This window comes from Azospirillum sp. Marseille-Q6669 (genome assembly GCF_965111635.1).
On record NZ_CBCOOP010000007.1, the window covers coordinates 13,148 to 39,550 of the forward strand.

Here is a 26,403-nt window from a genome sequence, read left to right on the forward strand (position 1 = left end):
TATCATAAAGCCGGAGCGACATCCCGGGATCGGGAGCGTCCCAAAGGAGATCTGCGACGTGGATCAGGGCGCCGGACCGCGGACCGCAAAACCGGGCTGCGGACATTGGCGGAATGGCTTGGCAATCTGGCTGAAGTTGAGCGCCCTGGCTCGCTTGGAGCGGCCGATCTTGGCGGCGACGGCCCGGTTCTAAACCGATCCACTCTCTTCTAAACGGATCTGGTCTGCAAAACGGCGGCCGGTCCGGGGCGGAAGCCGCGGAAAACCGGCTTCTAAACTGATCTACCCGTCAGCGACACCGACTGTCGCCGCAGAGTAGATCTGTTTAAAAGCTCACCAGGAAAACCGCGGGGTTGTAGGAAATTTGGTTGAATAGATCAGTTTAGAAAAAGAGGTATTCTGGTTAAAAGTGCTGAGCGGATCAGGTGAAAAGTCTTGGCCCGATCTCCGACTGATACTCCCCTGACCAAGGTGCCTGACGAGGTCTGGCAGACCGCGCGGAAGCGTGAACGGGTCATCAGAACGCTCGTTCAGCAGCCGGTTCTGTACGGAGCCCGCAGCGAGGCCATGGTTGCCGCGGCCAACGAGCTTGGGATCACCCTCCAGTACCTTTATCGCCTCGTCAAAGCGTATGCCGCCGACCCGCGAACCCGCTCCCTGCTGCCCAAGATCCCTGGGCCGCAAGCAGGGTTGCGGCGCCTGCATCCTCGTGTCGAGACGATCATCGAGGAGGAGATCCAGACCCGCTACATGGATCTTCTCAAGCCGAAGAAATCGCTGCTGATGAAGGGCATCCATGCCCGGTGCGCCGCCGAAGGGCTGGGCAAGCCGGCCCGCGAAACCGTCGAAGCCCGCTTGGCGGTCATCAGCAAGCGGGAGCAGACCAAGCGGCGCCACGGCCCCAAGAAGGCGCGCGAGGACTTCAACCTGATCCGCGGATCGCTGGAGGCCGAGCGTGCCCTGGAGATCGTCCAGATCGACCACACCCCAACCGACGTGATGGGGGTGGAGCCCGACACGCTGGAGGTCATCGGACGCCCGTTCATCACCCTGGCGGTGGACATCCGAACCCGGATGTACTGCGGCTTCTACCTGACCTTCGATCGGCCCAGCGCGTCCAGCGTGGCGGCCTGCGTCGCCCACGCGGTGATGGACAAGAGCGACTGGCTGTCGACGCGCGGTCTTCCGGCCAAATGGCCGGTCGCGGGCCTGTGCGAGGTCATCCACGTCGACAACGGCAAGGAGTTCCACTCCAAGGCCTTCACCCGGGCCTGCGAGGATTACGGCATCGAGGTGCGGTACCGGCCACCGGGAACGCCGCACATGGGCGGCCATGTCGAGCGACGCATCGGCCATCTCATGCAGGAGCTGCACCTGCTGCCCGGCACCACCTTCTCCAACATCAAGGAGCGGGGCATCTACGATCCGGCCGGCAACGCCTGCCTCACCATCGCCGAGATCGAGTGGCTGGTGGCCAGCATCATCCTGGAGCATCACGCCAGCTTCCACGAAGGCATCGGCACGGCACCGCTCGCCAAATGGACCGCCGACACGGAGGGGCGAACCTTCCGCACGCCGGCTGACTTGCGGACGTTCCACCGCGACTTCCTGCCGTTCGAGGACCGGAAGGTCCAGCAGGACGGCATCCACCTCTTCAACGTCCTCTACTGGCACGACGCGCTGACACCCTTCCTTCACAACAACGCGTGGGTGACGGTCCACTACGCCCCGGCCAACCTGTTTAAGGTCTTCGTCCGGGGCGTGTCGGGGGAGTACCTGGAGGTGCCCTACCGGAACCTGCGCCGTCCGGCCATCTCCAAGTGGGAGCTGAAGGCGGCCACCCGCGCGCTGCGCCGGCAGGGACGAGCCGGCGTCGACGAGGCGATGATCTTCGAGATGGTGCTGGCGCGACGCAAGCTGGTCGACGAGGCCCGCGGCCGCAGCCGGCGGGCGCGGCTGGAGCACGCCCGCGGTGCCCGGCCGGGATCGGGACCGACGCTGCCGGCCCCCGATACCACGCGGACGATCGACGCGGAGTTCCAGGTCATCGCCGAGGACGCCGACGATGTTCCTCTCGACCTGCCCTTCTACGAGACCGAGGAGTGGGATGACTGACGCACACGGGCATCTGGGAACCTCGGCGCGCGATGTGATCGGGCTGTCCCCCGAGGAGCGCATCGCCCGGATGCAAACCCGCCGCTTCACCGAATACCCGCGCTGCCGCATGGTGCTCGACCTGCTGAGCGACCAGATCAACCAGCCGAGCGGCGTGGTGAAGCCCAACCTGCTGGTCTGGGGCGAGTCCGGACAGGGCAAGTCGACCATCATGGAAAAGCACCTGCGCGACCACCCGGCGGTCTTCGACAAGAAAACCGGTGTGCGGCGCACGGCGGTGGTCGGCCTGGAAATGCCGCCGATGTGCGACGTCCGCTGGTTCTACATCAAGCTGCTCAGCGCCATCGACGCGCCGGTCAGCGAATCCTGCAGCAGCATGCCGGTCATGGCGGATCGGGTGGTTGCCCTTTACCGCCTGATGGGCGTCCGTCAGATCCTGGTCGACGAGGCGCACAACATGCTGATGGGCAGCGTGCGGCAGCAGCGCATGATGCTGGCGGTGATCCGGAACCTGTCCAACGAGCTGGGCATTCCGCTGGTGCTCTTCGGCATTCAGGACGCCCGCGAGGCCCTGATGCACGACCGCCAGCTGACACGGCGTTTCCGTTTCATCGAACTGCCGATGTGGGGGGCCGGGGAGGAGTTCCAGGCCTTGGTCGGCAGCATCCTGCGCTCCTTGCCGCTGCGCCGCCCCTCGCCCCTGACGGCACGCGCGCTCAAGACCCTGCTGACCCACAGCGACGGCGGGACCGCCAAGCTGTTCGAAACGTTGATCGACCTCGGCATCGATGCCATCCGCTCCGGGGAAGAACGCATCACGCCGGAGATGATCAAGGATTACGTCAGCCTGCCGGTTCTGGCATGACCGACAAACCTCTGTTCACCACCATGCCGGAATTGCCGGTGGTGCCGTTGCCGGCGAGCGGAGAGGCTCTGGGCAGCTGGGTCTGGGCGATCGCTCGCACCTACGGGCTGATGCCAGGAACATACCTTCGACGGTTGGGCATTCCGCATCGCTGGGTGACCAAGGATATCCACCTGGACCTGGTGATCCGGCCGCTGCCGAGCGTGATGGAGCGGCTTCAGGCCGACACCAGGGTAGCTCCGGAGGTTCTGCAGCGCATGACCTTCTCCGGGCTGGACCGTGAGCTGGAGGACGCCTGCCACGACCACCACCTCCCTTGCGCAGCCTGCGTGGACGAGGCGTCTCGTCGGGCCGGGCGGCCTGTCGGCTTGCTTCATGCGTGGGCCGTGTGGCGCGTCGTCTGCCCCGATCATCCGCCCTGCCCGAAGCCGAGGGACGTGGCGGAAGGGCTCCCGCTGGCGCCCTTCTACGGCCAGGTGCGGACCATCATCACATTTCTCGACCGGGCGGCGTTCGATCCGCGGGCCTTTGAAGGCATCGTCGGCACACGGATGGCTCCAGCCCTCACGGTCGCGGCCTTCGTGCGGTTTGTGTTTGTGCTGAACGCATATCTCAGCGTCCGCGTCACCGAGTTCGATGAGTTCCGTGATCTGGCCGGGTTCCGCATTCGGCAAGCCTTCTCCCGGAACGAGGCCGGCGAACCGATGCCGCTGCCGCCGGCGGAACGGAACGACCCGGTCATCTCCCTGGTTCTGGCGTGGCAACTCGTAGCCGATCCGATGCGCACGCTGCTGGCCGGTCTGCACACCGCCAACCCGGTTCACCGCAAGACCGAACGCGACGCCGGACAGTTCATGGGGCTGGTCGGGCTCCTGCTGGAATTTTGGCCGGGCGAGATGCTGTCTCTGCTTCTGACTGGGCACGCCTTGTCCCGCCGGGACTGGAGCGGTGATGGCGTCCGCACCGGACTGGCCATCGCCGCGACCGATCAATGGAGCAACGATCCGAGCCATTCCGCGCGCTTGGCCGAGGCGCAGTGGAATCACACCGCCTGGACGAGGGTTCTGTTTTCCGACGCGATCCGCAACCGTCATACCGGATGGAGATCGCGGTTTCCGATCGACCGGCCGTTCCATGCCGGGTTTGTGGCCGCTAACACGAAGGCGGCGAGCCTGATCGGGCAGGTCCGCCGGGACGCGTGGAGGGCCAGCCAGGATGAGCGAACTGGTCTGGGACGGTTCCTGGCGAAACCAGCACCGGCGATCCGGGAGGCGCACACAGCTCCACCGCAACCGGTGTCGGTGCCCGCTATCCCGACGCACATCACGCAGGCCGTCCAATTCGCCTTGGAGACCTATGGCCCCTTGCCGACCAGAAAGCTCCGTGCGCGCCAACGGCGAGCGGTGCTGCGCAAACTGTCCGCCGCGGCGGTCCAATGCTTGAATCAAGAGGCGTGGTGCGGAATGATCGGCGCCATACTACACCACCCGCCCGCTCCATCCCGGAAGAAGCGTTGATATTAAACCGCCGTCACGATCCTTGCCAAAACAGCATCACCTGAACGTCAAGCGGCATGCCCGTCACAGTGGCCAACGCGGCGCTGGGCCCAACTCGAACAGGCTGATGGCGGTCGCCGCGGCAAGTTCGTAGACGTTGCTGGCGCCGATAAGCGCTGACGGGGCTGCGGCGCATTCGGACAGGCGCACCGCCGTCTCCCGACAACCGGCCAGGATCTGCTTGCCAACGCCGGTGCCGGTTCCCATGTGGAAAACATCAAGTTTGCTCCGGGGCCTGTTATCTCCAGCCCCGGTCTCCGGTCTGGGTGTCTTTTCCCGAAGTGAATTTGATCTCCTCCCGATGTCGGGCGGGGCACCATCAAAAAGGGAACAGGCCCATGGCCATCGGCACCGTGAAGTGGTTCAATTCCACCAGGGGCTACGGCTTCATCCAGCCGGAGGACGGCTCGGGGGACGTCTTCGTCCAGATCTCCGCCGTCGACCGTTCCGGCAGCGGCCATCTCAACGAAGGATAGAGTCTGTCGTTCGAGGCCGTCCGCGACCTGCGGCGGGGCAAGGTTCCGGCCGAGAATCGGCGCGCGCTTTGAACGCCGCGGCTGCCGAAATTCAACAGAAAACGGCAACGGCCGGCGGACTTTGTCAGCATCAGCCGGAGGACCCTCATGACCATCAAACCTCTTTCGACCGGGACCACCCAGGTCGCCCGCCCCCAACATCCATCGCCTGCGCCCGGCGTTGACCAGGCATGGGCGCCGGGATGGCCCCGTTTCACCCCGCGCGAGGTCCGCCGGATCGCTCTCGACCCTCTGGGCTGAGCGCGTCTCACGCCGAACAGCCTCCACTCCAAGAACAACCGGAGAACAGCCGTCCGATCCGCGACAACAACATGGGGAGCGCCCTGCGGGTTCTGAAAAGGAAGATGACGCGCGAGGGGTTATTCGCGACCGCCGGTTCCACAGACCGATCGACGGCCTCAAGGTCGTCAGGCCCCATTCCGGAGCTTTACTGGCCCAACCATTGGAGACGGGACATAGCCAGCCCCTGCGATGGGAATCCGGTCCGCGAAGGCCCGTGCATCAACCGGGACATCACGGCACGCATGGTGCGCCTCGTCGTCGCCGTTTGACGACACGGCCGGCGGGCTGTCAGTTCGCAAAGCCTGACGGCCGGGAAGCGGAAACCGATGCGGCCCGCTCAAACCGGCCGGCGCACGCCGTGCCAATCCAACGGGACCCGCCGCCACGACGAAGGCTTTCGGATGAACGCGCCGTCGACACCTTCTGTTCACATCCTTCTGGTCGAGGACGAGGCTCTCGTAGCCATGGCCATGGAGGATACCCTGGTCTGTGCGGGGTTCCGTGTCACGGTAACACACAATGGCCGGGACGCGCTGGAAGCCGATGCCAAGGACCGGGCCGACCTGTTGCTGACCGATCTCAGGATGCCCATCATGGACGGGAAGGTCCTGATCCAACGGTTGCGTGGCGGGCGGCCCGGTCTTCCGGTCGTGGTCGTGACCGGGACGCCGCCGGAGGACGGCGTGGCCAGCATTCAAAGGGGCGATCCCGGTCGCATGCGGCTCCTCGTGAAACCAATTTCGATGGCGGACCTTGTCGTGGCCATCCAGTGGGTGATCGAGCCGGCATAATGCCTGCCGGATGCGCCGATCGTGCTCCTCACCGGTGGTTCCGCGTTGGTCCGGGCAGCGGTGTCGTCATCCCGGAAACGTGACCGTCACGGCGACACCGGAATCGCGGTCGATGTCCATCTCGCCGTCGATCTGTTCGACGAGGGAGCGGACGATCCCATAGCCAAGGGCACCTTCGCGATCGCCGGACATGCCCACTCCGTTGTCGCGCACGCGCAGCATCACATGGCTGGCGCCTGACCGCCGGGCCGTCACCTTGATGTGCCCCGTTCGAGACGACGGAAACGCGTGCTTCACGGCGTTGGTGACCAGTTCGTTCACCACCAGCCCCAGCGCGATGGCGTGATTGGCCGGCACGTGAATGTCCTCGTCCGCCTGCGCCTCGATCCGGATGCCGGCGTTCGTGCCGGCCGCCGTCATCAGGGACGCACAGAGATCCCTCAGGTAGGGAGCGAGCCCGATCCGGCTGGGGTCCAGGGACTTGCTGAGCAGGTCATGGGCCTGCGCCATCGCCCCCAACCGTTCCTGCGTTTCCAGGAAGAGCGCCCTGACCGCCGGGTCGGCTTGCTGGTAGGCCTGGGTGATCAGCAGCGACGACGCGATGGCAAGGCTGTTCTTGGCCCGATGGTCCACTTCGCGCAGCAGCACCCCGTTCTCCGCCAGAAGGCGGGACAGGCGCGCGTTGGCCGCCGTCAACTCCTGCGTCCGCTCGGCCACCCGCCGCTCCAGGTCCTGGGTGAGGCGCCGCAGGTCGTCCTCGGCGGCGCGGCGGCGCGTGATGTCCAGGAAGGACAGGAAATGGTGGACGACCCGGCCGCTGGCGTCGGCCCAACCGCCGACGAACAGCGCTGCCCACAGTGTGCCGCCGTCCTTTCGGTACTGCAGGATTTCCAGCGTTTCGTCGCGCTGCTCGGCAAGGGCCGCCTTGAACCGCTGGATCGTCGCGGGATCGGTGTCCGGCCCGTCCAGGAAATGCGGCTCCTGCCCGAGGACTTCGTCCATGGTGTAGCCGGACATGTCCAGAAAGGCGCCGTTGGCGAAGATCACCGGGTTCCCCGGCAGCGTTGCATCGGCGACGATCATCGGCATCCGCGTGACCGCGACCGCTTTTACGAAAACTCCTCCCTGTTGCCGCACCGCTCCCACCTTCCATTCCGCATCGGAGCGCTCCGGTGTGCCGGGGAGGTTTGGACGGAAGCCGTTCATGGTCGGCAGCAAGGCACGGACGGCATCGGACGGCGGAGTCCAGATGCCGTCGGTCGCGCGGGTCTCTGAGACGCGCCCGGCCACCGTCCGGCCACCGAGAGGCCCCCCGTGACGCGACCGGCACCCTCACCACGGCGCCAATGGTCGGCCGTCGCCGGGCCGGAGGAAACGGACATGGGTTCGCTCCGCTCTAAGGGACGTCCGGGAATACAAACCGCTCACGCACGCGGGACGTGATACGCTCGTCGGTCACCGGCGGACCATATCCGGCAAGTGCGGCGCGCATCATGTCATTCACACCATCGCCGGGCCGTTGCGTCCAGAGCGCCACGTTGAAAGTGCAACCGAACACCATTTGGTAACGCCCCAGAAGTTCGCGGTCGATCATGGAACTCCTCCTGGTTCGGGCCGCCTCGGCGCTAGCGCCGCCGGGCGCGGCCGCTTGGGACGCGGTTTCGGCGCCACGATCCGCAACGGCTCCACCCAGCATGGAGGATAGCCGTCAACCCCGAAGCACCAGACGGTCCGCGCGATGCCGTCCACGGCGCGCAACGACACGCGGGCGTCGTGACCGTCCTTGCCGGCTTGATGCGCGGCCTGCACGGCGGCGGTCAGAGCGCCGTTCCGCCCGCTCAGGAAGGGGCCGTACCGTTTCTTCTCCAGAAGGATGAACCAGCCGGTTCCGCGTTGCGCGACGAGATAGTGCGCGCGTCCCATGCTTCAACCCTCCCGCTTCGCCGGTATGGCTGCGCGCCCGGCCGGTCTTGCCGTGTTCTTGCCGTGCCTGTTCTTGCCGTGCCGGGGCCGTTGGGGGACGTGTGTGACGGTGGTCCGGTTGGGGATCACCGGAGCTGTTCCCAGCACTGGCGCTCGGCTTCCAGTTCGGTCTTCTCCGATCCCACGAAATCAACGCGCGAAATCAGCCCGACGACGCGCCCGTCATGGATGACCGGCAGGTGCCGGTACCCTCCGTCCTCCATCATCTGCAGCCCTGTGAGCGCGAGGTCCGTGGCGGGGATCGTGTCCGGATGCCGGGTCATGACTTCGGCCACGGTGACACGGTCCGGGTCCCTCCGCTCGGCGACGACGCGGCGAACCACGTCCTGTTCCGTGAGGATGCCGTCCAACCGGCCGGCGGTCATGGCAAGCACCACGCACTGCCGCCGTTCCTTCATCGCCACCGCCGCGGCGTGGACCGTGGCCGAGGGGGGCAGGACCACCGCATCCGTGGCGGGCATCGCTTCGAAGATTCGGCGCGGCATGGCGGGACTTCTCCACGGCGTTTGATCAGCGGGGTTCAGTGGACAGGCCTCGCGGGGCCATCGGATTTCGGACGGACGAGCCTGTTCCGGCGGGTCCGCCGGCAATGTCTTGGCGCTTCTAAAATAACTAAAAATAACATGGGGTGCCTCATCCAAGTTCCCAAGAAAAATACAGCGGCTTTCTCCAAAATATAATAATAATAACTTTATCGCATTTTGATGCGACGCAATATCATCCGCCCCGGCATGGGCGACGATGTCGATTTCGTGGCCACTGTGATTTTAAAAAAGACCGCGTTGCCGACAAGCCAAGCTTGTGGATACACGCCAGCCCCGCCGCTGCCCAAATTGACTGAAGTCCAGGGTGCAGCCCCGCCTAAAATGGCTCTCGGATCTTTGTCTCGAACCGTGATGTGATGCCAATGCGACTGTTGGCAACATTGGTGATGCACAAGCGCTCACCATGGAGCGAGCGGGAGTATCCGACCGCTCATTCCCGGTACAATGGGCGGCAATCAGCCTTGAACGATTGATGCGGGCGGTCTGCCGGATGCGATGCCGTCGTTGCCCGGCCCGCACTGGGCAAGGCTCCCGATTGCAATCCAGGCGTCATCAACACGCAGCGTCGCGCAACCAGTTCCTGAGTGGCGCTGAAGGTGATCGGCACATTGGACCATGCGTTGCGCATTCTGCTTCATTCCTTAACGACGTTGTCATCAATGACATTGCGGGCAGGATTTCTGGTGCTTGCCACGATGTCGGGGGCGGTTTCGGCCACAGACCTGCACGGTGTCTGGCTGACGGAGGACAAGGACGCCGCCCTCAAAATTTCTGAATGCGCCGGTCAGCTTTGCGGCCGAATTGTCTGGTTGGAGAGTTCGACAGAGCCGGGTGGATCGCTTCGACTGGACCGGAACAATCCCGATCCTGCCAGGCATGCACAACGGATCTGTGGGCTTGTTGTCATAACCGGTCTCAGATCCACCGGCCCCGATACGTGGGACGGGTCAGTCTACAACCCGCAGGATGGCCGGACCTACCGCGGCACCATCACCGCTCTGTCGGATCAGACATTGAAAGTTCACGCCTATATCGGCCTGCCGATCTTCGGCAGGAGCCGAACTTGGACACGGGTGAGAAACTCGTCCGCAAACGATATAGAATACAACTGCCGCAGCGGCCGATAGGATTTACTCTTTAACAGGCCGCCGCCACCCCTCGTCCTTCTTCTGCGGTTCATGGGTTCATAGGCCGGAATTGCCACGGTGCGAAGCTCATTTCAGCACCACCTCTTCCATGAAGCCCATCGCAGTCCCTTGATCAGCCTCATTTGGAGGTGCAATGGCGATAGGACGTCGCCAGGGCATACCCGATGCGGTCCGCCGACCATACGGAGCATGACCATGATCCTTCAAACGCCCAGATCCCCAGGCTCCACAACCTTTTGGAGCGCTGCAATGGGGTATGTTGTGCCGCCGCTGGTGATCCCGGTCGCCGTCGTGCTGGCGGTCGTACTCTTCGTCTTGATTCATGGGCCCGTGGCCTGAACCGGAGGAATTACCATGCTCAGGGATGTCGAGAGGGAAGCCTTCGAACGGTGCGTCGCCCACGTCACGCTCCGCCCGGACGATTTCAGAATGAAGGACCGTGTCGAGGCTCATGTCGTCAGGGGCGGCACCGTCCGATTCCACACCATCACGGTGACCTATGCGCCGACCCGAACCTGTCGGGTCTACCGTTCGTCGCTCCCCTCCGCCTGGTGCGAACCGTTCAGAAAGGATCTGGACGATGGGGTGTTCTACTGATCCGGCGATCAACCGGTGCAGGCCGCGAGGGTTCCGTATCACTGCCGGCGTTCGAGCGTGCCCTGGCGGCGGCCTTCGCTGTCCCGGACGACCAATTCACCATGGGAGAAGCCGCGCTCGACGCTGCCGATGTGGCGTCCGGCGCTGTCGCGCAACACATGGCTTCCCTTGATGTCCGCCTCGATATGCCCGATGGGCCGGTTCCCGCGGTCGCGCACGACGCCGGCGGCATCGACGTGATTGCCGGGGGCGAAGAGGTGCGTAGGGGTGTGCTCACCGGCCGCGGCGGCGGCTCCAATGGCGAAGAAAAGAAAAAGGGCAATGACGGCGGGCTTCATGGTGTCCTCAAGGGCAACGTTCGAGCCGCGGCCCTCCCTTATGTGGCGCTCCACCCTCCATCTTGCGAGGGTGCGCACTGGACCCCGCGCATTTTGTCAGCCGCCCGGCGTCTTCAGTTCCGATTGGCGTGAAGATCGGTCACATACCGCGTCAGACACTCCGCCAGATACTCCGCCTCAGCGAAGGACAAACCACGCTGAACCGCCTCGCAGACCAGTTCGCCGTTCACCACCGTGGTGTCGATGACCATCCAGCCATCGAAATCAAAGCGAAGCCCATATTCTATCATCATCCAATGGACATGGAGACGCGCGAGGGCACAGGCGACGGCGCAGACGAACACCTGCCGTCCGTACGGCCATGCATCGCACCGCCCGAGGCCGGACAAGGATCGCCATGCCGCACGAGACGACGTTCATCGCCACCATCGTCGTGGGTCTGGTTCTCGCCTTCCTGGGCGGCCTTCTCGCCAGCAAGCTCCGGCTGCCTCCACTCGTCGGCTATCTGTTGGCCGGCGTCGCGGCCGGTCCCTTCACGCCCGGCTTCGTTGCCGACGAAGGGCTGGCGTCCCAACTCGCCGAGATCGGCGTCATCCTTCTGATGTTCGGAGTCGGCCTCCATTTCTCGATCAAGGATCTGCTCGCTGTCCGCGCCATCGCGATTCCCGGCGCCCTCGGCCAGATCGTGATGGCGACGGCGCTCGGCATCGGCGTCGCGCACATCTGGGGCTGGCCGTTCGGCGCGGGTCTGGTGTTCGGGTTGGCGCTGTCGGTCGCCAGCACCGTGGTGCTGCTGCGTGCCCTTGAGGAGCGCAACCTCCTGGATTCGGCGAACGGACGGATCGCCGTCGGCTGGCTCATCGTCGAGGATCTCGCCATGGTGCTGGCGCTGGTGCTGTTGCCGGCCCTGGCGGGCATGCTCGGCGGGACGCCGCGCGGCGCGGCGGACGAAGCCGGCGGCGGTGTCCTGGCCGTGACCCTGACGCTGGGCAAGGTCGCGCTGTTCCTGGCCCTCGTGCTGGTGGTCGGCACGCGCGCGATCCCGTGGCTTCTGATGCAGGTCGCCCGGACCGGCTCGCGCGAGCTGTTCACGCTCTCGGTGCTCGCGACCGCGCTCGGCATCGCCTTCGGCTCGTCCGAGTGGTTCGGCGTCTCCTTCGCTCTCGGAGCCTTCTTCGCCGGTGTCGTCCTGAGCGAGAGCGACTTCAGCCATCAAGCCGCGGCCGACGCGCTGCCGCTTCAGGATGCCTTCGCGGTGCTGTTCTTCGTCTCGGTCGGCATGCTGTTCGACCCGATGATCCTGGTCCACGAGCCGTTCGCCGTGCTCGCCGTCGTCCTGGTCATCGTCCTCGGCAAAACGCTGGCGGCGTTCGGCATCGTGATGGCGTTCGGCTACCCGGCCTCGACCGCGCTCACTGTGTCGGCCAGTCTGGCGCAGGTCGGCGAGTTCTCGTTCATCCTGGCCGGCCTCGGGGTGACGCTCGGGCTGCTGCCGCCGGAGGGACGCGACTTGATCCTCGCGGGCGCGCTGCTCTCGATCACGCTCAATCCGTTGGTGTTCGCCGGCCTCGACCGTCTCTCCGGCTGGCTGCGCCGGAGGCCGGGCATGCTGGGCCGTCTCGAACGCCAGAGAAACGACCGCCTCTCGATGCTGCCTCCGGCCCACGAAGGCCCGCGGGATCATGCGGTCATCGTCGGTTATGGACGGGTCGGCAGCGTCGTCGGCAAGGGGCTGAGGAGCCAGAATCTGCCGATCGTGGTCATCGACCAGAACCGCCGGCGGGTCGAGGCGTTGCGTGAACGCGGCGTGCCGGCGGTCTATGGGGACGCGACGACGCCGGGCGTTCTGGAGGCCGCCGGCACCCGGCGGGCGCGGCTGATCGTCGTCGCCACACCCCAGGGCTACCAGACACGGCGCGTCCTCGATCTTGCGCGCCGGATCAACCCCTCCATCGATACGGCGGTGCGGACCCACAGCGAGGCGGAGGTCGCCCACCTGGAAAGGCAAGGCGTGGGGCTGGCGATCATGGGGGAGCGCGAACTCGCCTTCGGGCTGATGGACTACGCCCTGCGCAGTTTCGGCTCCTCGGGCGACAAAGCGCGGGCCGTGGTCCAGGGGGTTCGCATCGCGGGCGAGGGCGGCGTCTACGAGCGGCGGCACGGAGAGCCTTGGCGCGGGGCGCCGGAACTGCGCCAGCACCGCGACGAGGCGCCGCCGCCGGATTGACGGACATCGGAGTGGAGGAAAGTGCAAAGTCTTGAACGTCTCAACCGCTGAGAAAATTAACGCCGTTCCCCTCATTCAAGAAGATGAACCTTACAAAAATCTCGGGAATGAAACTCTCTTGAGAATCCATCCGTCAACAAATCTCCTCGGTTCACCGCTGATTTTTGCAAGATGGTCGCCATATACATGAACAGAACATAAAGTTTTATGGGAGGCTGATATGCCGTTACGCCCTGAATACACCCTGCATCAATCCGATCTGAACGAGTTCCTGTCCGCCCCGCTGTGGGACGAGGAGAACGGAAGCCGCCTCAGCGTTCTGTCCGCGCTCGCGCGGCTCGACATTGATCCCTGGGCCGAGGCGGCCCGCCTGGCGGCGCTGCCGAAGGACGCCGCGGCATCGGCGCTCGCCGTCATCCTCCGCCGGCTTCCGGCCCAACAGCCCGAAGCCCCGGATGCCGTCGCAACCGCGGATCGTCTGGTGAAGCTTCTGCCGGAAGGCGGGTCCGCCACGGCTCCGAACGGCGAAGTCGTCGACCGGAGCCGCCGCACGGGCATCGTCAACCCTTGGTTCTTTCTTCTGCTCACGGCGGTGCTCGGCGCCTGGGGAATGATGAGCTTCTGGTCCTGACCCCCCGTCCGCGCCCGCGGGGAAGCGTGGCGGGCTTACTTTTCCAGGACATAGGTTCCAGGCGCGTCGGCGAGCGCCGGGTGTGTCGCGCTGCCCAGCGTCGGCGGTTTTCCCTTTCGACCCGACCGTTCAGCCAACCATGACGTCCAGTCCGTCCACCAACTGCCGCTGTGCGCGGTGGCCTTCCCGCGCCACGCCTGAGCGGTCGCGCCAGGCTCTCCGGCGCCGTTGGTCCAGTAGGTGCCCTTGCCGCCGGGCGGGTTGATGATGCCGGCGATGTGCCCGCTGGACGCCAGCACGTAGCGCACCTTGCTCCCCTTGAGCAGCTGCGTGACGCGCCACGCGGAGTCCCAGGGCACGATGTGGTCCTTCTCCGCGCCGACCGCGTAGACGTCCTGAGGGATGCGTCCGAGGTCGATGGCCTCGCCCTTGAGCCTGACCTTGCCCGGAGCGATCAGGTTGTTCTCGACATAGGTGTTGCGTAGGTACCAGCTGTGCGCCGCCCGCGCCATGCGGGTGCCGTCGCTGTTCCAATACAGAAGGTCGAAGGCCGGGGGCTTGTTGCCCATCAGGTAGTTGTTGACGACGTTCGACCAGATCAGGTCGTTGGAGCGCAGGAGGTTGAACATGTTGCTCATCTCCCGGCTGTCGAGGTAGCCGCGCTCCATCATCTGCTGTTCGATGAAGTCCACCGCCGGTTCGCCCATGAACACCGCGGTGTCGCCGACATGGGAGAAATCCTGGAGCGACACCATGAAGGTGGCGGCGTTGAACCGGGTGTCACCCTTCGCCGCCAGCCAGGCGAGCGTGATGGCGAGCAGCGTGCCACCGATGCAGTAGCCCATCACATTGATGGAGGTGGCTCCGGTGATGTCACGCACCACGTCGGCGGCTTCCAGCGGGCCGAGGTCCATGTAATCGTCGAAGCCGACGCCGTCCATCGAGGCGTCCGGGTTCCTCCACGAGATCATGAACACCGTGAAACCCTGCTCGACCAGATGGCGCACCATCGAGTTCTTCGGCTGGAGGTCGAGGATGTAGTACTTGTTGATCCACGGCGGCAGGATGAGCAGCGGCACCGCGTGCACCGCCCCACCCGCCGGCTGGTACTGGATCAGCTCGATCAGCCGGTTGCGGTGGACGATCTTGCCGGGGGTGGTCGCCAGATTGCGCCCCGGCTCGAAGGCGGTGGCGTCCACCATGCTGAGGCGGCCTTCCCTCAGGTCCGAGAGCAGGTTGCGCGCACCGTCGGCCAAGCTGACGCCACCGGTTTCCAACACCCGGCGCAAAGCGGCCGGGTTGGAGAACAGCAAAAGCGTCGGGCTCATGGCGTCAACGAACTGGCGGAGATGGAAGGTCAGCCGCCGCCGCTCGGCATCGTCGAGGCCGTCGGCGCGCTCGCCCTGTTCCAGCAGCCAGTCGGAGGCCAGCAGGTACATCTCCTTGAGTGTGCGGTAGGCCGGATTGGTGTGCCATTCCGGCGCGGCGAAGCGCTTGTCGCCTTGGGGCGCCGATCCCGACCCAGCGGCGTCCGCCCCCTTGCCGGCGGCCATGCCCCACCAGCGGCGGCCCGCGTCGTTCCAGGCCTCCATCGCGGACGTCCAGACGGCCGCCTGAACATCGGCGGCCTTGCGGGCGGCCTTGTCCGGACGGCTGAGCGACAGCATCCACACGGTCCGGAGCGCGCGGGCGACTTCCGCCCAGTCGACCGGCACGATGGTGCGGAAGGGATTGGCGCTCCATAGGCCGTCGATGGACCGGAGCACCGGGTCGTTGGCCAGGACGTCGTTGAGCCGCCGGGTTCCGGCGTCCCGCAGGGTGCCGGTGAGATCGTTGGGCGAAACCTGCCACCATGGCCTGACGGCTCCACTCCAATCGCGGACGGCACCGACGTTGGCTTCCATCCAGGATGTCCAGAGCCCCAAGGCCATGTCAGGCCTCAAGGGCCGCCGATCCGGATCGCCATCCATCCCGGCCTGTCGATTTGCGGCTGCATCATCTCCAGCGGCTTGGTGCCGCTGGCGGCGGTGTTCCGTGCCTCTATCGGTGCCCATGGGAGAAGCCCCTCTTTCGTTCGTCCCATCTGGCCGTGGCTGGCCGACCGTGGCGGGCGATCAGGATTCGATCGGCTCCGGAGACGGTCGATGAGGACGTACCCCGGCATCAACATCGCGGGTGGTCTTTCGTTCTGTCCAACGCCAGGTGAGACCCATCACGGACTGGAGAGCATCCACGCCACCACGGCGGCGATGCCGACCAGAACGCCGCCCAGCCCAGCCTCGCTGAGACGGCCGCGCCGGTATAAGGCGACGGAAACCGCGATGACCGAGGCGGCGGCGATGAACAGGCCCACTTGCGACTGGCTCATGCCATCTCCCCCATGCGTTTCACCCTTCCGAGCCGACCGTCCGCCCCCATCTCCCGATGGCTCAACAGTCTGAGGGGGCATTGTCATGATCACGCGTCCGCCCACGTCCGTGATGCTGAACGGAATTCTCGGCGAAGCGCCCGCGGAGTATGTGACGCTGGACTGGCTCGCCGGCAGGCTCGGTCATCGTTCCTTCGGCGTCGTCCTGCTCCTGCTGGCGCTCCTCGGCGTGCTTCCGGGCGTATCGGCCATGGCCGGCGTGCTGCTCACCATCGTCGCGTTCCAGATGGTCCTGGATCACCCCGGCCCCGCCTTCCCCCGCCGCATCGCCACCCGTCACGTCGAGACCCGCCGGCTGGCCACGATCATCCGCCGGGCCGTTCCGGTGTTGCGCTGCCTGGAACGGTTCATCCGCCCGCGCTGGGCCACCCCGTTCACGGCAACCAAGCGGGCGGTCGGTGGTGTTGTCCTGCTGCTTGGCGCGAGCCTCCTCATCCCCGTCCCCTTGAGCAACCTTCCCCCGGCGCTTCTCATCGTCCTGATCGCCTTCGCCTATCTGGAGGAGGACGGCGCGCTGCTCTGCGTCGCGCTGGTCGGCGCCCTCCTTTTCTCCATGATCGTCGTGGGAGCGGCCTGGCAGGCGATGAGCGCCGCCGGTTGGCTGCCGAGCGCGCTGTAACCGGGCCGCAGGATCATAGCCCGCGGCACCAGCCTATGGGGTGGCCTGTGGGATGGCCGCGTCGGCCTGCTCGGCCCGCTCCAGGTCCAAGGGATCGATCGTGGCGGCCTGGGCGAGGGTCGTGCCGCCGGCGCGCGCCGGCAGAAGGATCACCGTCACGACACGCCGGTAAACCGGAAAGGACAGGCCATCGACCAGTTCCTCATCGGTTTCGACCATGTAGGTTCCCGCCGGCTGCACGCCGTCGATCCCCGATAATTCGAAGGGGTGCGAGAACGTCACCGTTCTGCGGCTGGTGCGTGCGAGCATAGGACGTCTCCTGAAGCGTGATCGACATGGTGCGAAGGGGAAGGCGATGCGGGCGGGGGCCAACCGCCTTCCCCTCATTGGATCGGGCCGTCCCGAGGCGCCTGCCCCGTCGTGGAGCAGGCGTTCGCCGGCAATGACAGGCGACTTTTGGGAGACGGCCTGGGTGGGCGGCTTCAGGTCAGCGCTTGGTGCCGGAGCGGTTGCCGGTGGGTTCAACCTTCACATCGGTGCGCCGCGCCGTGGCTTCGACGGTCTTCTCGTGCTCGACCGCTTTTTTGGACAGCACGACCTCCTCGACCACGCGCGCTTCCTTGGTCACCTCCGGCGTTTCGGAGGTGGCCGTCATCTCGACGGTCTTCTCCTCGAAGGCGGCGTCCGTCTCCCCTTCACCGAGAACGCGGTCGGCCCTGCGGCGTTCGACATCCACCGTCTCTTCGCGCAGCCGGACGGTCTCCCGGACCGGCGTTTCGGTGACTTCCGTCGTCACCCGCATCCCGCCCGTGCCGACGCGGCGTTTGCCGATGTCCACATCCTCTTCGACCACGGGAACGGTTTCCTCCCCGACCGTCGCCCCGCGAGCCGCCTTCCCCGGCTGGGAGGCGGTTTCGGGAAGGCCGACGGCACCGTTCTCGTCGAGAATGGCCTCTGCGGCATCCGCGTCCTGATCGGCGATGTCGGCGGCCACCAGGGTATGCCCCTCCTTGACGGCCGCACCGTACCGCTGTGCCACGTCCTTGGTGAAACCGTGACCGAGCAGTTGCTGCGTTGCCTTGTCGGCGTTGCCGGCCCCGTCGAAGGTGTCGATGTCCTTTTCCCGGCACCCCGCCGCGACGAGGGCGTGAAAGGCCTTCTTGGCGGCGCGCGGCTCCTTGTAGAGCCCTACGACGATCGTGCTCATGATGGTCTCCGTTGAATTCAGATGATTGCGGGGGGCGGTCAGACCTCGGTGTCGGGTGGGGACCGCCCCCGTTCGACGATGATTTCCTGGCGGCGCAGCTTGACCGCGTCATCAACCCTGCGGATTTCGGTGTGGCGGGTGATGCGCACCTCCTCCACCAGCTTCAGCCGCACACTCAACGTCGCGACCTCTTCGACGACCGAGATGATGGTCGTCTCACCCTCCTGGCGGTCGGGGATCGCGTGGTCGACGAACCGGTCGCATGGCACCCGCTCGATGCGGAGCGTCTGCGTCGACAACTCGGCTTCGAGTGGCTGCTCGTGCTCGTGGGTGACGGTGTGGACCTGAAGCGTTTCCGTGACCCGCTGACGCTTGCGGATGGTCACCTGTTCTTCGGCCACCGGGAACGTGGTCCGGTCGTTCGTGGGCGCTTTCACGGAAATCCTCCTGCCACGGCATGGGGTGGCGCTGCCATCCCTCGAAAAAGCGGCGGATGCCGGCCGGATCAGGCGGCGTGACGGCTCGGCCTGCGATCCGCCTCCTCCGCCGTATGGGCGGAGGCCCGGGCGATGCGGCCGTGGGTGTCGAAGAAGGCCTGCAGCCCGCCAAGCAGGTAGCGGTTTCCGGCGAGCATGACATCGCTCGGGCTGCGTGCACGGAGCATGTCGTTCAGCATGTCGCTCTGGCGCTGGGCCGCTTGATGCATGAAGCGGACGATCTCGGAACACGCCGCCTCATAGTTCGAGGCCATGACCGTGCCGAACTCCATGCCCGCCGTTGGGTTCCGATCGGCATGGCGGGCGACGCCCTGGCCCATGCGGCCGGCTTGCGCCGCCGTTCCATCGGACGGCCGGGCCGAATGGTCGCGGGAATGCGCGGTGACGGGACTGCCGCCCCTCGCCGTCCCTTCGTCGCTGGCGCTCCGGATGGCGTGAGCCTTGGAGTTCTCCGCCTTTGCCGCCGCCTCGTCGCTGGCGCTGCGGATCGTGCGAACCGGGGGCATGCCGTCGGCCATAATCGTCTCCATTGATTGATTGAGTGGCCAGGGAGCGCTGTGCTCGACCTGTATCGTCTTGCAATTACATTATGCTGCGCCGCAAAAATACAAGTTCACTATAAATAAAAAAGCCCATCACGCCCAAAAGAGAGCGGTGCGTGTATAGAAAAATGCAGCCTTTTAATTTTTATATGCCCTGATGTATTCAGTGCGATGCTGTCCTTAATAGTATTTTCAAAGAGGCCGTCGGCAATCGTGGCCGCGCTGCCGCTATCGAGCGGCTCGACACCGCGGTCACCGGCTTCAGGCCCCATGCACGCGCGGCCCAGAAGGGCATGCGCCTTTCCCAACCATCCGATGGCAGGACGTCAGGTGCCGATGCCGTCGTCCGTCAACGCGCCCCTCACGGCCACCGCGAGGTCTTGTGGAGTGATCGGCTTATGCAGCAGCGAGAAGCCGCTGCGGCTGGCCTCCCGGATTCGCTCCGGCGAGGTGTCTCCGGTCAGGATGATGCCAGGCACGGCGATCCCGAAAGCGGTTCTCAAATTTCTGATGACATCCGCCCCGGTCTCTTCGCCAATGAGACGGTAGTCGGCGATGACCAGATGGGGCGGCCGCTGCGGGGGGATCAGCATCAATGCCGCCTCCCGATCCGCCGCGGCGAACACATCGAAGCGATGCCGTTCGAGATACTGGCGGATGCTGTCGAGCACCACGGGGTCGTCGTCGATCACCAGCACACGCCGTCCGGTTCCGTCGAGATCCGGTTCGGTGGCGGCGTCCTCCAAGGCTTCGGCGTCGTCGGTGACCGGAACGACGATCTCGAAGACCGATCCCCGCCCCGGTCTCGACCGGACGCCGATCGGATGGTGGAGCAGCAGGGCGAGACGGTCCACGATCGACAGGCCAAGCCCAAGCCCCTGGCGGCGGTCGCGCGCGAAATTGCCGACCTGATGGAACTCCTCGAAGATCGCCTTGAGTTGCCCTTCGGGAATTCCCCGTCCGGTGTCCCAGACCTGGATGCGCACCGCACCGCGGACATGACGGCATCCGATGAGGATACGGCCGCTGTCGGTGTACTTCACGGCGTTGGCGAGCAGGTTCTGAAGGATGCGGTCCAGCAGCTTCGGGTCGCTGCGGACGGTGACGCCGGTGTCGACCGAGCGCAGGCTCAGACCCGCGGCGTGGGCGAGGGGGCCGAAATCCTCGACAAGGCGGTCGATGAGCCTGCGCAGCCGGAACGGCTTCATCCGAACGTCGACCACGCCGGCATCGAGACGCGACACATGCAGGATCTCCTCCAGCATCGAATGGAGCGCGGCCAGCGTGTTGCCCAGACTGGAAAGCAGTTTTGCCGACGCCGGTGGAAGGTCCTGGGTGGACAGCAGATGGTGGAACAACACCGCGGCCTGCACGGGTTGGCGCAGATCATGGCTGGCGGCGGCGAGGAAGCGGGTCTTGCCGGCGCTCGCCTGCTCCGCCAACGCCTTGGCGGCGTCCAACGCCTTCTGGGCGCGGTTGCGTTCGGTGACATCCTCGATGCCCAGCAGGATCAGCGGACGGTCTGAACGGCTCAGCGGCCGGGCGTTGATTTGCAGGGCCCGCCCCCCTTCGGCATCCTGTCCGGCGTCGATCACCAACTCCTCGATGGTGGAGCCGGCGGTGATCATCGCCTTCAAACGTCCGTCCAGGGCGACGTCCCGGAGCATCCCGTCGGCAAGCTCCACCAGCGGACGCCGGAGCGTCGCCTCCGCCGTGGTGGAAAACATGCGGTAATAGGCTTGGCTGGCGGCCGCCACGACCAAACCGGCATCGAGCACCAGCAACGCTTCGCGCACGGTGTCGACGATGGACTCAGCGAAGTCACGGGCTGTCCGCATCGAATCCTGGATGGCGCCCCGCTCCATGGCGAGCCCCAGGACGGTGGCGACCGCCTGAACGAATTCCACGTCGTCGTCGTCGAACCGCTTCGACTCCCGATTGTACAAAGCCAGGACCGCCGCCGCCGTCGTGCCGTCGCCACCGAAGGACACGCCGATCCCGCTGGCGATCCCCGGAACGGGAGGACCGCCGGGCACGCGCCGGTCGAGGGCGAAATCACGAACGACCAAAGGCTGCCTCGACCAGAAGGTCTGGCCGAGGTGCGACGAGGGATCGCCCGGCACCTTGTTCGGGACCGTCTCGGATTGGTCCCAACCGCAGCCCGCCAACAGCCTCAACATCCCGTCTTCCGCGGACGGGACGAAGATGCCGACACAATCGGCTCCGAACGTTTCGGCGATGAGGCGGGTGGACGCCTGGAGAAAAATGTTCGTGGGCTCGTCGCTCAGCGCCTTGCGTCCCAGATCGGCGACCAGCTTCTGCTGCCGGGCCCGCTCGGCGAGGACGGCGGCGGTGCGCTTCAGCGCCGTGACGTCGCTGAAGGTGATGACGGTTCCCTCGATCCGGTTGTCCTGCGTGCGGTAGGGATGGATCCGGCGCAGCAGCGTGCTGCCGTTCTCGGCCTGCACCTCGCGTTCCAGAGGCGACAGGGTGTCGAGAACCCTGCGGATGTCCGCCGTCAGCTCCGGATCGGTGAAATGGCGGGACACGTCGGTGATCGGACGCCCGATGTCCGTCGGGATGAGGGAAAACAGGCGCGTCGCCGGTGCCGTGAAGCGTTTGATGCGCAGATCGGGAGACAGGAACAACGTGGCGATGTCGGTGCTGGTCAACAGGTTGGTCAGGTCGTTGGTCGCGGATTCCAACTCGTCGACCTTCTCGTGAAGCTGGCTGTTGAGCGTGCCGAGTTCCTCGTTCAGGGACTGCAGCTCCTCCTTCGACGTCTCCATCTCCTCGTTGGAGGATTGCAACTCTTCATTGATCGAAAGGATTTCCTCGTTGGCCGCGCGCAGGGCCTCGTTCGACGCTTCCAGTTCAAGAATGGTGGCGCTCAGGTCTTCGCGGGTCACCCTCAATTCATGTTCGAGTTGCTCGACGGCGGAAGCTTCGACGGACTCCTGCGCCTCGCCGTCGCCCGCCCCGCCGCCGACCGGATGGGCCGGTTCCGTGACCGCGCCCCGGACGAAGGTCACCAGCAGCACGTCCTCCCCCGCCTGGGGCGGGCGGATCGGAGCCACGGTGACGGTGAGCAGGGAGAGAACGCCCCCACGCGCGTGGCGGACCCCGGTGACGGTCACGCGCTGCCCCGACGACAGAGCCTTCTTCACGGCACCGCGCACCTTCAGGCGCAGGTCGCCCCGCATCATCGCCGTCAGGTCCTGCGGCATCTCCCCGGTCGGCAGGTCGAGGAAGTCGCCGGTCGGGCCGTACAGGTAGAGGATGCGGTGCTGCTGGTCGATCAGCACGGCGGCGGGTGCGTAGGCGAGAAGAAGCGCGTGCCGGGTGACCTCGGCCGGGCTGACACGGGCCGCGACGGGTGATGCCAGGGCCGCCCCCACCGACACGCCGATGGTTCTCGGCAGGGCCGGGCTGTACCGGCGACCGTTGCCGAGCTTGCGGTACAGCCGCCATTTCTTGGAGAGCGGCGCGAACAGATCGGTCCGGGTGCCGATGGTCTCGGCCGATCCCAGAAACAACCCGCCACCATCGCCCAGGCCGAAATGGAACAGTTCCAGGATCGACCGCTGCACCGCCGGATCGATGTAGATCAGGACGTTGCGGCAACTGATCAGGTCGAGGTTGGAGAAGGGGGGATCGCTGATCATGTTCTGGACGGCGAAGGTCACCGTCTCGCGCAACAGCCGATTCACTTTGTAGCCGGCGTCGACGCGGATGAAGAAACGGGCCAGCCGGTCCGCTGAAACGTCGACCACTATGGTTTCCGGATAGACGCCGCTCCGCGCGACGTCCAGCGCGTGCACGTCGATGTCGGTGCCGAACACCTTGATGTCGCAGGATCGGTTCGCGGCCGCACAGCCTTCCATCAGCAGCATGGCGATGGAGTAGACCTCCTCGCCGGTGGCGCAGCCAGGCACCCACACGCGGATCGGCCGACCGGACACACGGCCCCCCACCAGCGGATCGATGATCACGTCCTTGAGGAATTCGAACGCTTCGGAGTCGCGGAAGAACCGGGTGACGCTGATCAGGATGTCGCGGGAAAGCTGCTCGACCTCGCCGGGGTGGGTTCCCAGGAACTCCCGGTATCGGCGCATGCCGTCGATCTGGTGGATTCCCATGCGCCGTTCGATGCGCCGGATCAATGTGCGCGTCTTGTAGGCACGGTAGTCGTGACGGCTGCGCGCCTGCATCAGTTCGAGAATGCGATCGAGATCCTCTCCGCCGGAGTCGGATTCGTCGCCGCCATCATCGCCGGCCTGGACATATGGCTGCCGGACGTAGCGGATCAACGCGTCGGCCATCCGTTCCGGCGCCAGGACATAATCGGCCAGTCCGGTTGCGATCGCGCTGTTCGGCATGCCGTCGAACGCCGCCGTCCCAGGGTCCTGGACGATCACCAGCCCACCGCATTCCTTGACCGCCTTCAACCCGATCGTACCGTCCGCCCCCGACCCGGACAGCACGACGCAGATGGCGCGTTGTTCCCACTCGGTGGCCAGCGACCGGAAGAAGACGTCGATCGGCAGGGTCACCCCATCATCCACCGCCGGGCCGAGAACGAAGCGCCCCTGCGTCATGGACAGCGTCCGGCCCGCCGGCGCGATGTAGATGTGGTCCGGCGCGAGCGGCATGTCATGTTCGGCGGTGCGGACGGGCAACGGCGTGACCTTGATCAGCAGGTCCACCATCAGCCGCTCGTTGTTCGGCGTGCGGTGCTGGATGACCACCAGGGCGAGTCCGCTTGCCGACGGCACGGCCTGCAGAAGGGCGGTGATGGCCTTCAGCCCGCCAGCCGAGGCGCCGATTCCGACGACCGCGGCCGGCGCCACGGGAAGCCAGACGGGCATGGGCTTTCCAGGATCGGTTTGCGCGTCGTTCTGGCCGGCGGGGTCGCTGGAAGTGGTCATCATGCCTTCACCTTCGCCGATTGGGATGCGTGCCCCGAGCCGGCGGCTTTGTGCGTTTCCGGTTTAAAATCGAACGGCGCATTGTTCCGTGGCAGCGTTCAGGCCCACGGCAACGGTCGGCAAGCGATGCGGAAAGCCGACGGTTCAAGGGATAATTCAAGCCTGCCCGCCTTTGGGAGAAATTACGGCCAAGGCATGTATTTCTATGTCGCCGCTCGACATATATGGAGCTTGTTCCGCATCTATGCAGCATCGTCCCGCCTTCCGCCGGTTGCAAACCTTTTCCGAGCTGCCCTCCAATGTCCTCGCTGATTTTCAAGAGGAACGGCCATCACACGCTCCTGCCCCGATGCCCCCCTTGGCCTGCTTCCCTCGGCATGCTCCCCTTGGCGTGCCGACGCCGCTCCGCCGGTGCGGCGATGGGACCGGTCATGGGGCGCGACACGACTTCAGCCTTTGATTGCTGTTTCTTTGGCTGCTTCCCTTGACCGCGTTCCCGGCACGACGGCCGGTTGCGCCGCAAACACCACCGGCTGACAGGACCGTGGCCCGCCCCCGTCCCAACACATCGAGGCCGCCTCTGACACTTGATCAAGCCCTGGCCGTCACGATCCTCATCGGGCTGGTGACGCTGTTCGTCTGGAACCGGCTTCGCTACGATCTGGCGGCGCTCCTTGGACTCCTTGTGGCGATGGCCTGCGGCGTCGTCCCGCCGGATCGGGCCTTCATCGGGTTCAGCGATCCGGTGGTGGTGATCGTCGCGTCGGCGCTCGTCGTCAGCGCGGGGGTCGGCAAGTCGGGCGTGATCGGACGGGCCGTCAGAAACCTGGAACCTCGTATGCGGACAGCCGGAACCCAGGTGGCGGTGCTGACGGGAAGCGTCGCGATCCTGTCCGCCTTCATGAAGAACATTGGTGCCTTGGCGATTTTCCTGCCGATCGCCATGCAGGTCGCCCGGCGCAGCGGCACCCCACCCTCCAAGCTCCTTATGCCAATGGCGTTCGGTTCTCTGATCGGCGGCCTCGTGACGCTGATCGGCACATCCCCCAACATCCTCGTCTCGCGCGTGCGCGCCGAACTCACCGGCACGCCATTCGCCATGTTCGACTTCGCGCCGGTCGGCCTTGGGATCGTGGCGGCGGGCTTCGCCTTTCTGATGGTCGGCTGGCGCCTCCTGCCGGACGGCCGGCGGGGAGCAAGGCCGCTGGCCGCCGCCTTCGACGTCGAGCCTTACCTTTCGGAGGCGCGTCTGCCAGCCACATCGCCTCTGGTCGGGAAAACGGTGGCCGATCTGGAAGCCCTCGGCGAAGGCAACGTCAGTGTGATCGCCATCATTCGCGAGGGGGAAAGGCGCTCCATCCCTGCGGGGCATTGGACGCTGTTCGTTGGCGATATTCTTGTTCTGCAAAGCGATCCCCACGCCTTGAAGGCGATCATGAGCGACGCCGGCCTGCGTCTCGAAGGGGCGGGCAAGGGATTGGCCGAGGGGCTGGCTTCCAGCGACGTTGGTGTGGTCGAGGCTGTCGTGATGACGAACTCGCCTCTGATCGCCCATTCTCCGGTTGAGTTGGGGCTGCGCCAGAGGCATGGCGTGAACCTTCTCGGCATCAGCCGACACGGCGACCGCATCACGACCCGCCTGCGGAACCTCCGCTTCCAGGCCGGTGACGTCCTCGTCCTGGCGGGGAGCGCCGAGGCCATGCTGGAGACCTTGCGCGGTCTCGGCTGCCTGCCGCTCGTCGATCGGGCGACAGGGTTGGAGCGGCGGCGCCAGGAGTACCTGCCGCTCATGCTGCTGGCGCTCGCCATGGGTGCGGCCGCCCTCGATCTGATTCCCGTGCCGGCGGCTTTCTTCGGAGCGGCGGTGCTGATCGTGCTGTTCGGTGTCCTGACCTTGCAAGAAGCGTATCAGGCGATTGAGCTGCCGATCCTGGTTCTGCTCGCCTGCCTGATCCCGATCAGCGATGCGATCGGCCGCACGGGCACGGCGGATCTGGTCGCCGAAGGCCTCGCCGCGGTCGCCGGGGCCTTGCCCCCAACCGGGGTTGTCACGCTCGTCATGGTGACGGCGATGATCCTGACGCCCTTCCTCAACAACGCGGCAACCGCGCTGATCATGGCTCCGATCGCCGCGAGCCTGGCGCAAAGGCTCGGCATAAACCCCGATCCCTTGTTGATGGCTGTGGCCGTCGGTGCCGCCTGCGACTTCCTTACCCCGATCGGGCACCAATGCAACACCTTGGTCATGGGGCCTGGAGGGTACCGCTTCGGTGATTACTGGCGTCTCGGCCTGCCGCTCTCGGTGATCATCGTCGTCGTCGGGTCCGTTCTCATTCCGCTGGTCTGGCCGTTGCGGTGAGGGCGGCGGTGTCGCCGTCCGCCACCGCCGAAAGGTGCGCTCCAATTCAAACGGTCGTTCAGGAAAAGACGCGGCCATGAGCCGCTTCAAGGTAAAACGCGTCCGGTTCGTCGGAGGCTGGTCTGGCCGGGTCACACTGACGTGGCGACGACCTGGCGGGGCAGCGCGATGACTTGCCCGTTCAGGCCGACGGGATCACGGGGGCCGGC

General features: G+C 65.7%; 24 protein-coding genes and 1 pseudogene. 11 read left to right on the forward strand and 14 right to left on the reverse strand.

The features are described 5' to 3' along the window. Nucleotides 1–435: 435 nt before the first annotated feature. The 3 genes from ACWPXE_RS31540 to ACWPXE_RS31550 are packed head-to-tail and all read left to right on the forward strand — an operon-like array spanning nt 436 to nt 4,497. Nucleotides 436–2,115 carry a Mu transposase C-terminal domain-containing protein gene (locus tag ACWPXE_RS31540; protein ID WP_454020991.1) on the forward strand — a complete coding sequence of 560 codons (1,680 nt, stop codon included), beginning with the start codon at nt 436–438 and terminating at the stop codon, nt 2,113–2,115. Further along, nucleotides 2,108–2,980 carry a TniB family NTP-binding protein gene (locus tag ACWPXE_RS31545; RefSeq protein WP_454020992.1) on the forward strand — a complete coding sequence of 291 codons (873 nt, stop codon included), beginning with the start codon at nt 2,108–2,110 and terminating at the stop codon, nt 2,978–2,980. Before ACWPXE_RS31540 ends, ACWPXE_RS31545 begins: the two co-directional genes overlap by 8 nt. Further along, complete coding sequence (locus ACWPXE_RS31550; protein WP_454020993.1) at nt 2,977–4,497, forward strand: TniQ family protein; 1,521 nt, start codon at nt 2,977–2,979, stop codon at nt 4,495–4,497. The genes ACWPXE_RS31545 and ACWPXE_RS31550 overlap by 4 nt, the downstream gene beginning before the upstream one ends. Nucleotides 4,498–4,560: 63 nt before the next feature. On the opposite strand, the gene ACWPXE_RS31555 is transcribed toward ACWPXE_RS31550, so the two are convergent. Beyond that, nucleotides 4,561–4,743: a hypothetical protein gene (locus ACWPXE_RS31555; protein ID WP_454020994.1), complete on the reverse strand. Its 183-nt coding sequence runs from the start codon at nt 4,741–4,743 to the stop codon at nt 4,561–4,563. 131 nt (nt 4,744–4,874) lie between these two features. Here ACWPXE_RS31555 and ACWPXE_RS31560 point away from each other — a divergent pair. Together ACWPXE_RS31560 and ACWPXE_RS31565 are read left to right on the forward strand one after the other, a co-directional pair. Beyond that, nucleotides 4,875–5,084, forward strand: a pseudogene (locus tag ACWPXE_RS31560) (cold-shock protein). Nucleotides 5,085–5,755: 671 nt separating this feature from the next. Next, complete coding sequence (locus tag ACWPXE_RS31565; protein WP_174449697.1) at nt 5,756–6,145, forward strand: response regulator; 390 nt, start codon at nt 5,756–5,758, stop codon at nt 6,143–6,145. A gap of 66 nt (nt 6,146–6,211) precedes the next feature. Here the strand turns inward: ACWPXE_RS31565 and ACWPXE_RS31570 are convergent, their stop codons facing one another. The 4 genes from ACWPXE_RS31570 to ACWPXE_RS31585 all read right to left on the reverse strand — a co-directional run bounded on the left by ACWPXE_RS31570 (nt 6,212) and on the right by ACWPXE_RS31585 (nt 8,613). Continuing rightward, the gene (locus ACWPXE_RS31570) at nt 6,212–7,234 is read right to left on the reverse strand and encodes a histidine kinase dimerization/phosphoacceptor domain -containing protein (RefSeq protein WP_454020995.1); all 1,023 of its coding nucleotides are present in this window, start codon (nt 7,232–7,234) and stop codon (nt 6,212–6,214) included. Nucleotides 7,235–7,541: 307 nt separating this feature from the next. Further along, on the reverse strand, nt 7,542–7,739 hold the full coding sequence (locus ACWPXE_RS31575; protein ID WP_454020996.1) for a hypothetical protein: 198 nt from the start codon (nt 7,737–7,739) through the stop codon (nt 7,542–7,544). Continuing rightward, nucleotides 7,736–8,068, reverse strand: a complete 333-nt coding sequence (locus ACWPXE_RS31580; RefSeq protein ID WP_454020997.1) for a hypothetical protein — start codon at nt 8,066–8,068, stop codon at nt 7,736–7,738. The genes ACWPXE_RS31575 and ACWPXE_RS31580 overlap by 4 nt, the downstream gene beginning before the upstream one ends. A gap of 125 nt (nt 8,069–8,193) precedes the next feature. Next, nucleotides 8,194–8,613 (reverse strand): CBS domain-containing protein, encoded by a 420-nt coding sequence (locus tag ACWPXE_RS31585; protein WP_454020998.1) that lies wholly within the window; start codon nt 8,611–8,613, stop codon nt 8,194–8,196. Nucleotides 8,614–9,257: 644 nt separating this feature from the next. Between ACWPXE_RS31585 and ACWPXE_RS31590 the strand changes: the two genes are divergently transcribed. Continuing rightward, nucleotides 9,258–9,800: a DUF2147 domain-containing protein gene (locus ACWPXE_RS31590; RefSeq protein ID WP_454020999.1), complete on the forward strand. Its 543-nt coding sequence runs from the start codon at nt 9,258–9,260 to the stop codon at nt 9,798–9,800. A 375-nt stretch (nt 9,801–10,175) separates the two neighbouring features. Further along, nucleotides 10,176–10,418, forward strand: a complete 243-nt coding sequence (locus ACWPXE_RS31595) for a hypothetical protein (protein ID WP_454021000.1) — start codon at nt 10,176–10,178, stop codon at nt 10,416–10,418. Between the two features lie 38 nt (nt 10,419–10,456). Here ACWPXE_RS31595 and ACWPXE_RS31600 read toward each other — a convergent pair whose 3' ends face one another. Next, the gene (locus ACWPXE_RS31600) at nt 10,457–10,756 is read right to left on the reverse strand and encodes a hypothetical protein (protein ID WP_103041227.1); all 300 of its coding nucleotides are present in this window, start codon (nt 10,754–10,756) and stop codon (nt 10,457–10,459) included. A gap of 113 nt (nt 10,757–10,869) precedes the next feature. Further along, the gene (locus ACWPXE_RS31605; protein WP_454021001.1) at nt 10,870–11,007 is read right to left on the reverse strand and encodes a hypothetical protein; all 138 of its coding nucleotides are present in this window, start codon (nt 11,005–11,007) and stop codon (nt 10,870–10,872) included. A gap of 146 nt (nt 11,008–11,153) precedes the next feature. Here ACWPXE_RS31605 and ybaL point away from each other — a divergent pair, with 146 nt between their 5' ends. Further along, complete coding sequence (gene ybaL / locus ACWPXE_RS31610) at nt 11,154–12,983, forward strand: YbaL family putative K(+) efflux transporter (RefSeq protein WP_454021002.1); 1,830 nt, start codon at nt 11,154–11,156, stop codon at nt 12,981–12,983. A gap of 220 nt (nt 12,984–13,203) precedes the next feature. Next, nucleotides 13,204–13,614 carry a hypothetical protein gene (locus ACWPXE_RS31615; protein ID WP_454021003.1) on the forward strand — a complete coding sequence of 137 codons (411 nt, stop codon included), beginning with the start codon at nt 13,204–13,206 and terminating at the stop codon, nt 13,612–13,614. A gap of 35 nt (nt 13,615–13,649) precedes the next feature. Here ACWPXE_RS31615 and ACWPXE_RS31620 read toward each other — a convergent pair whose 3' ends face one another. Together ACWPXE_RS31620 and ACWPXE_RS31625 are read right to left on the reverse strand one after the other, a co-directional pair. After that, nucleotides 13,650–15,518 (reverse strand): PHA/PHB synthase family protein, encoded by a 1,869-nt coding sequence (locus ACWPXE_RS31620; protein ID WP_454021004.1) that lies wholly within the window; start codon nt 15,516–15,518, stop codon nt 13,650–13,652. A gap of 308 nt (nt 15,519–15,826) precedes the next feature. Beyond that, nucleotides 15,827–15,982, reverse strand: coding sequence for a hypothetical protein (locus ACWPXE_RS31625; protein ID WP_172428794.1), 156 nt, complete (start codon nt 15,980–15,982; stop codon nt 15,827–15,829). Nucleotides 15,983–16,067: 85 nt separating this feature from the next. Here ACWPXE_RS31625 and ACWPXE_RS31630 point away from each other — a divergent pair, with 85 nt between their 5' ends. Further along, nucleotides 16,068–16,661 (forward strand): exopolysaccharide biosynthesis protein, encoded by a 594-nt coding sequence (locus tag ACWPXE_RS31630; protein ID WP_454021005.1) that lies wholly within the window; start codon nt 16,068–16,070, stop codon nt 16,659–16,661. A gap of 33 nt (nt 16,662–16,694) precedes the next feature. On the opposite strand, the gene ACWPXE_RS31635 is transcribed toward ACWPXE_RS31630, so the two are convergent. The 5 genes from ACWPXE_RS31635 to ACWPXE_RS31655 all read right to left on the reverse strand — a co-directional run bounded on the left by ACWPXE_RS31635 (nt 16,695) and on the right by ACWPXE_RS31655 (nt 23,838). After that, nucleotides 16,695–16,970, reverse strand: a complete 276-nt coding sequence (locus ACWPXE_RS31635) for a hypothetical protein (RefSeq protein ID WP_454021006.1) — start codon at nt 16,968–16,970, stop codon at nt 16,695–16,697. Nucleotides 16,971–17,148: 178 nt separating this feature from the next. Beyond that, the gene (locus ACWPXE_RS31640) at nt 17,149–17,868 is read right to left on the reverse strand and encodes a YsnF/AvaK domain-containing protein (protein WP_454021007.1); all 720 of its coding nucleotides are present in this window, start codon (nt 17,866–17,868) and stop codon (nt 17,149–17,151) included. A 38-nt stretch (nt 17,869–17,906) separates the two neighbouring features. Continuing rightward, nucleotides 17,907–18,305 carry a DUF2382 domain-containing protein gene (locus ACWPXE_RS31645; RefSeq protein WP_103041220.1) on the reverse strand — a complete coding sequence of 133 codons (399 nt, stop codon included), beginning with the start codon at nt 18,303–18,305 and terminating at the stop codon, nt 17,907–17,909. Between the two features lie 68 nt (nt 18,306–18,373). Further along, nucleotides 18,374–18,883: a hypothetical protein gene (locus ACWPXE_RS31650; RefSeq protein ID WP_454021008.1), complete on the reverse strand. Its 510-nt coding sequence runs from the start codon at nt 18,881–18,883 to the stop codon at nt 18,374–18,376. A 350-nt stretch (nt 18,884–19,233) separates the two neighbouring features. Further along, on the reverse strand, nt 19,234–23,838 hold the full coding sequence (locus ACWPXE_RS31655) for a chemotaxis protein CheB (protein WP_454021009.1): 4,605 nt from the start codon (nt 23,836–23,838) through the stop codon (nt 19,234–19,236). Between the two features lie 622 nt (nt 23,839–24,460). On the opposite strand from ACWPXE_RS31655, the gene ACWPXE_RS31660 reads away from it, so the two are divergent. Continuing rightward, complete coding sequence (locus ACWPXE_RS31660; RefSeq protein WP_454021010.1) at nt 24,461–26,194, forward strand: SLC13 family permease; 1,734 nt, start codon at nt 24,461–24,463, stop codon at nt 26,192–26,194. Nucleotides 26,195–26,403: the final 209 nt, after the last annotated feature.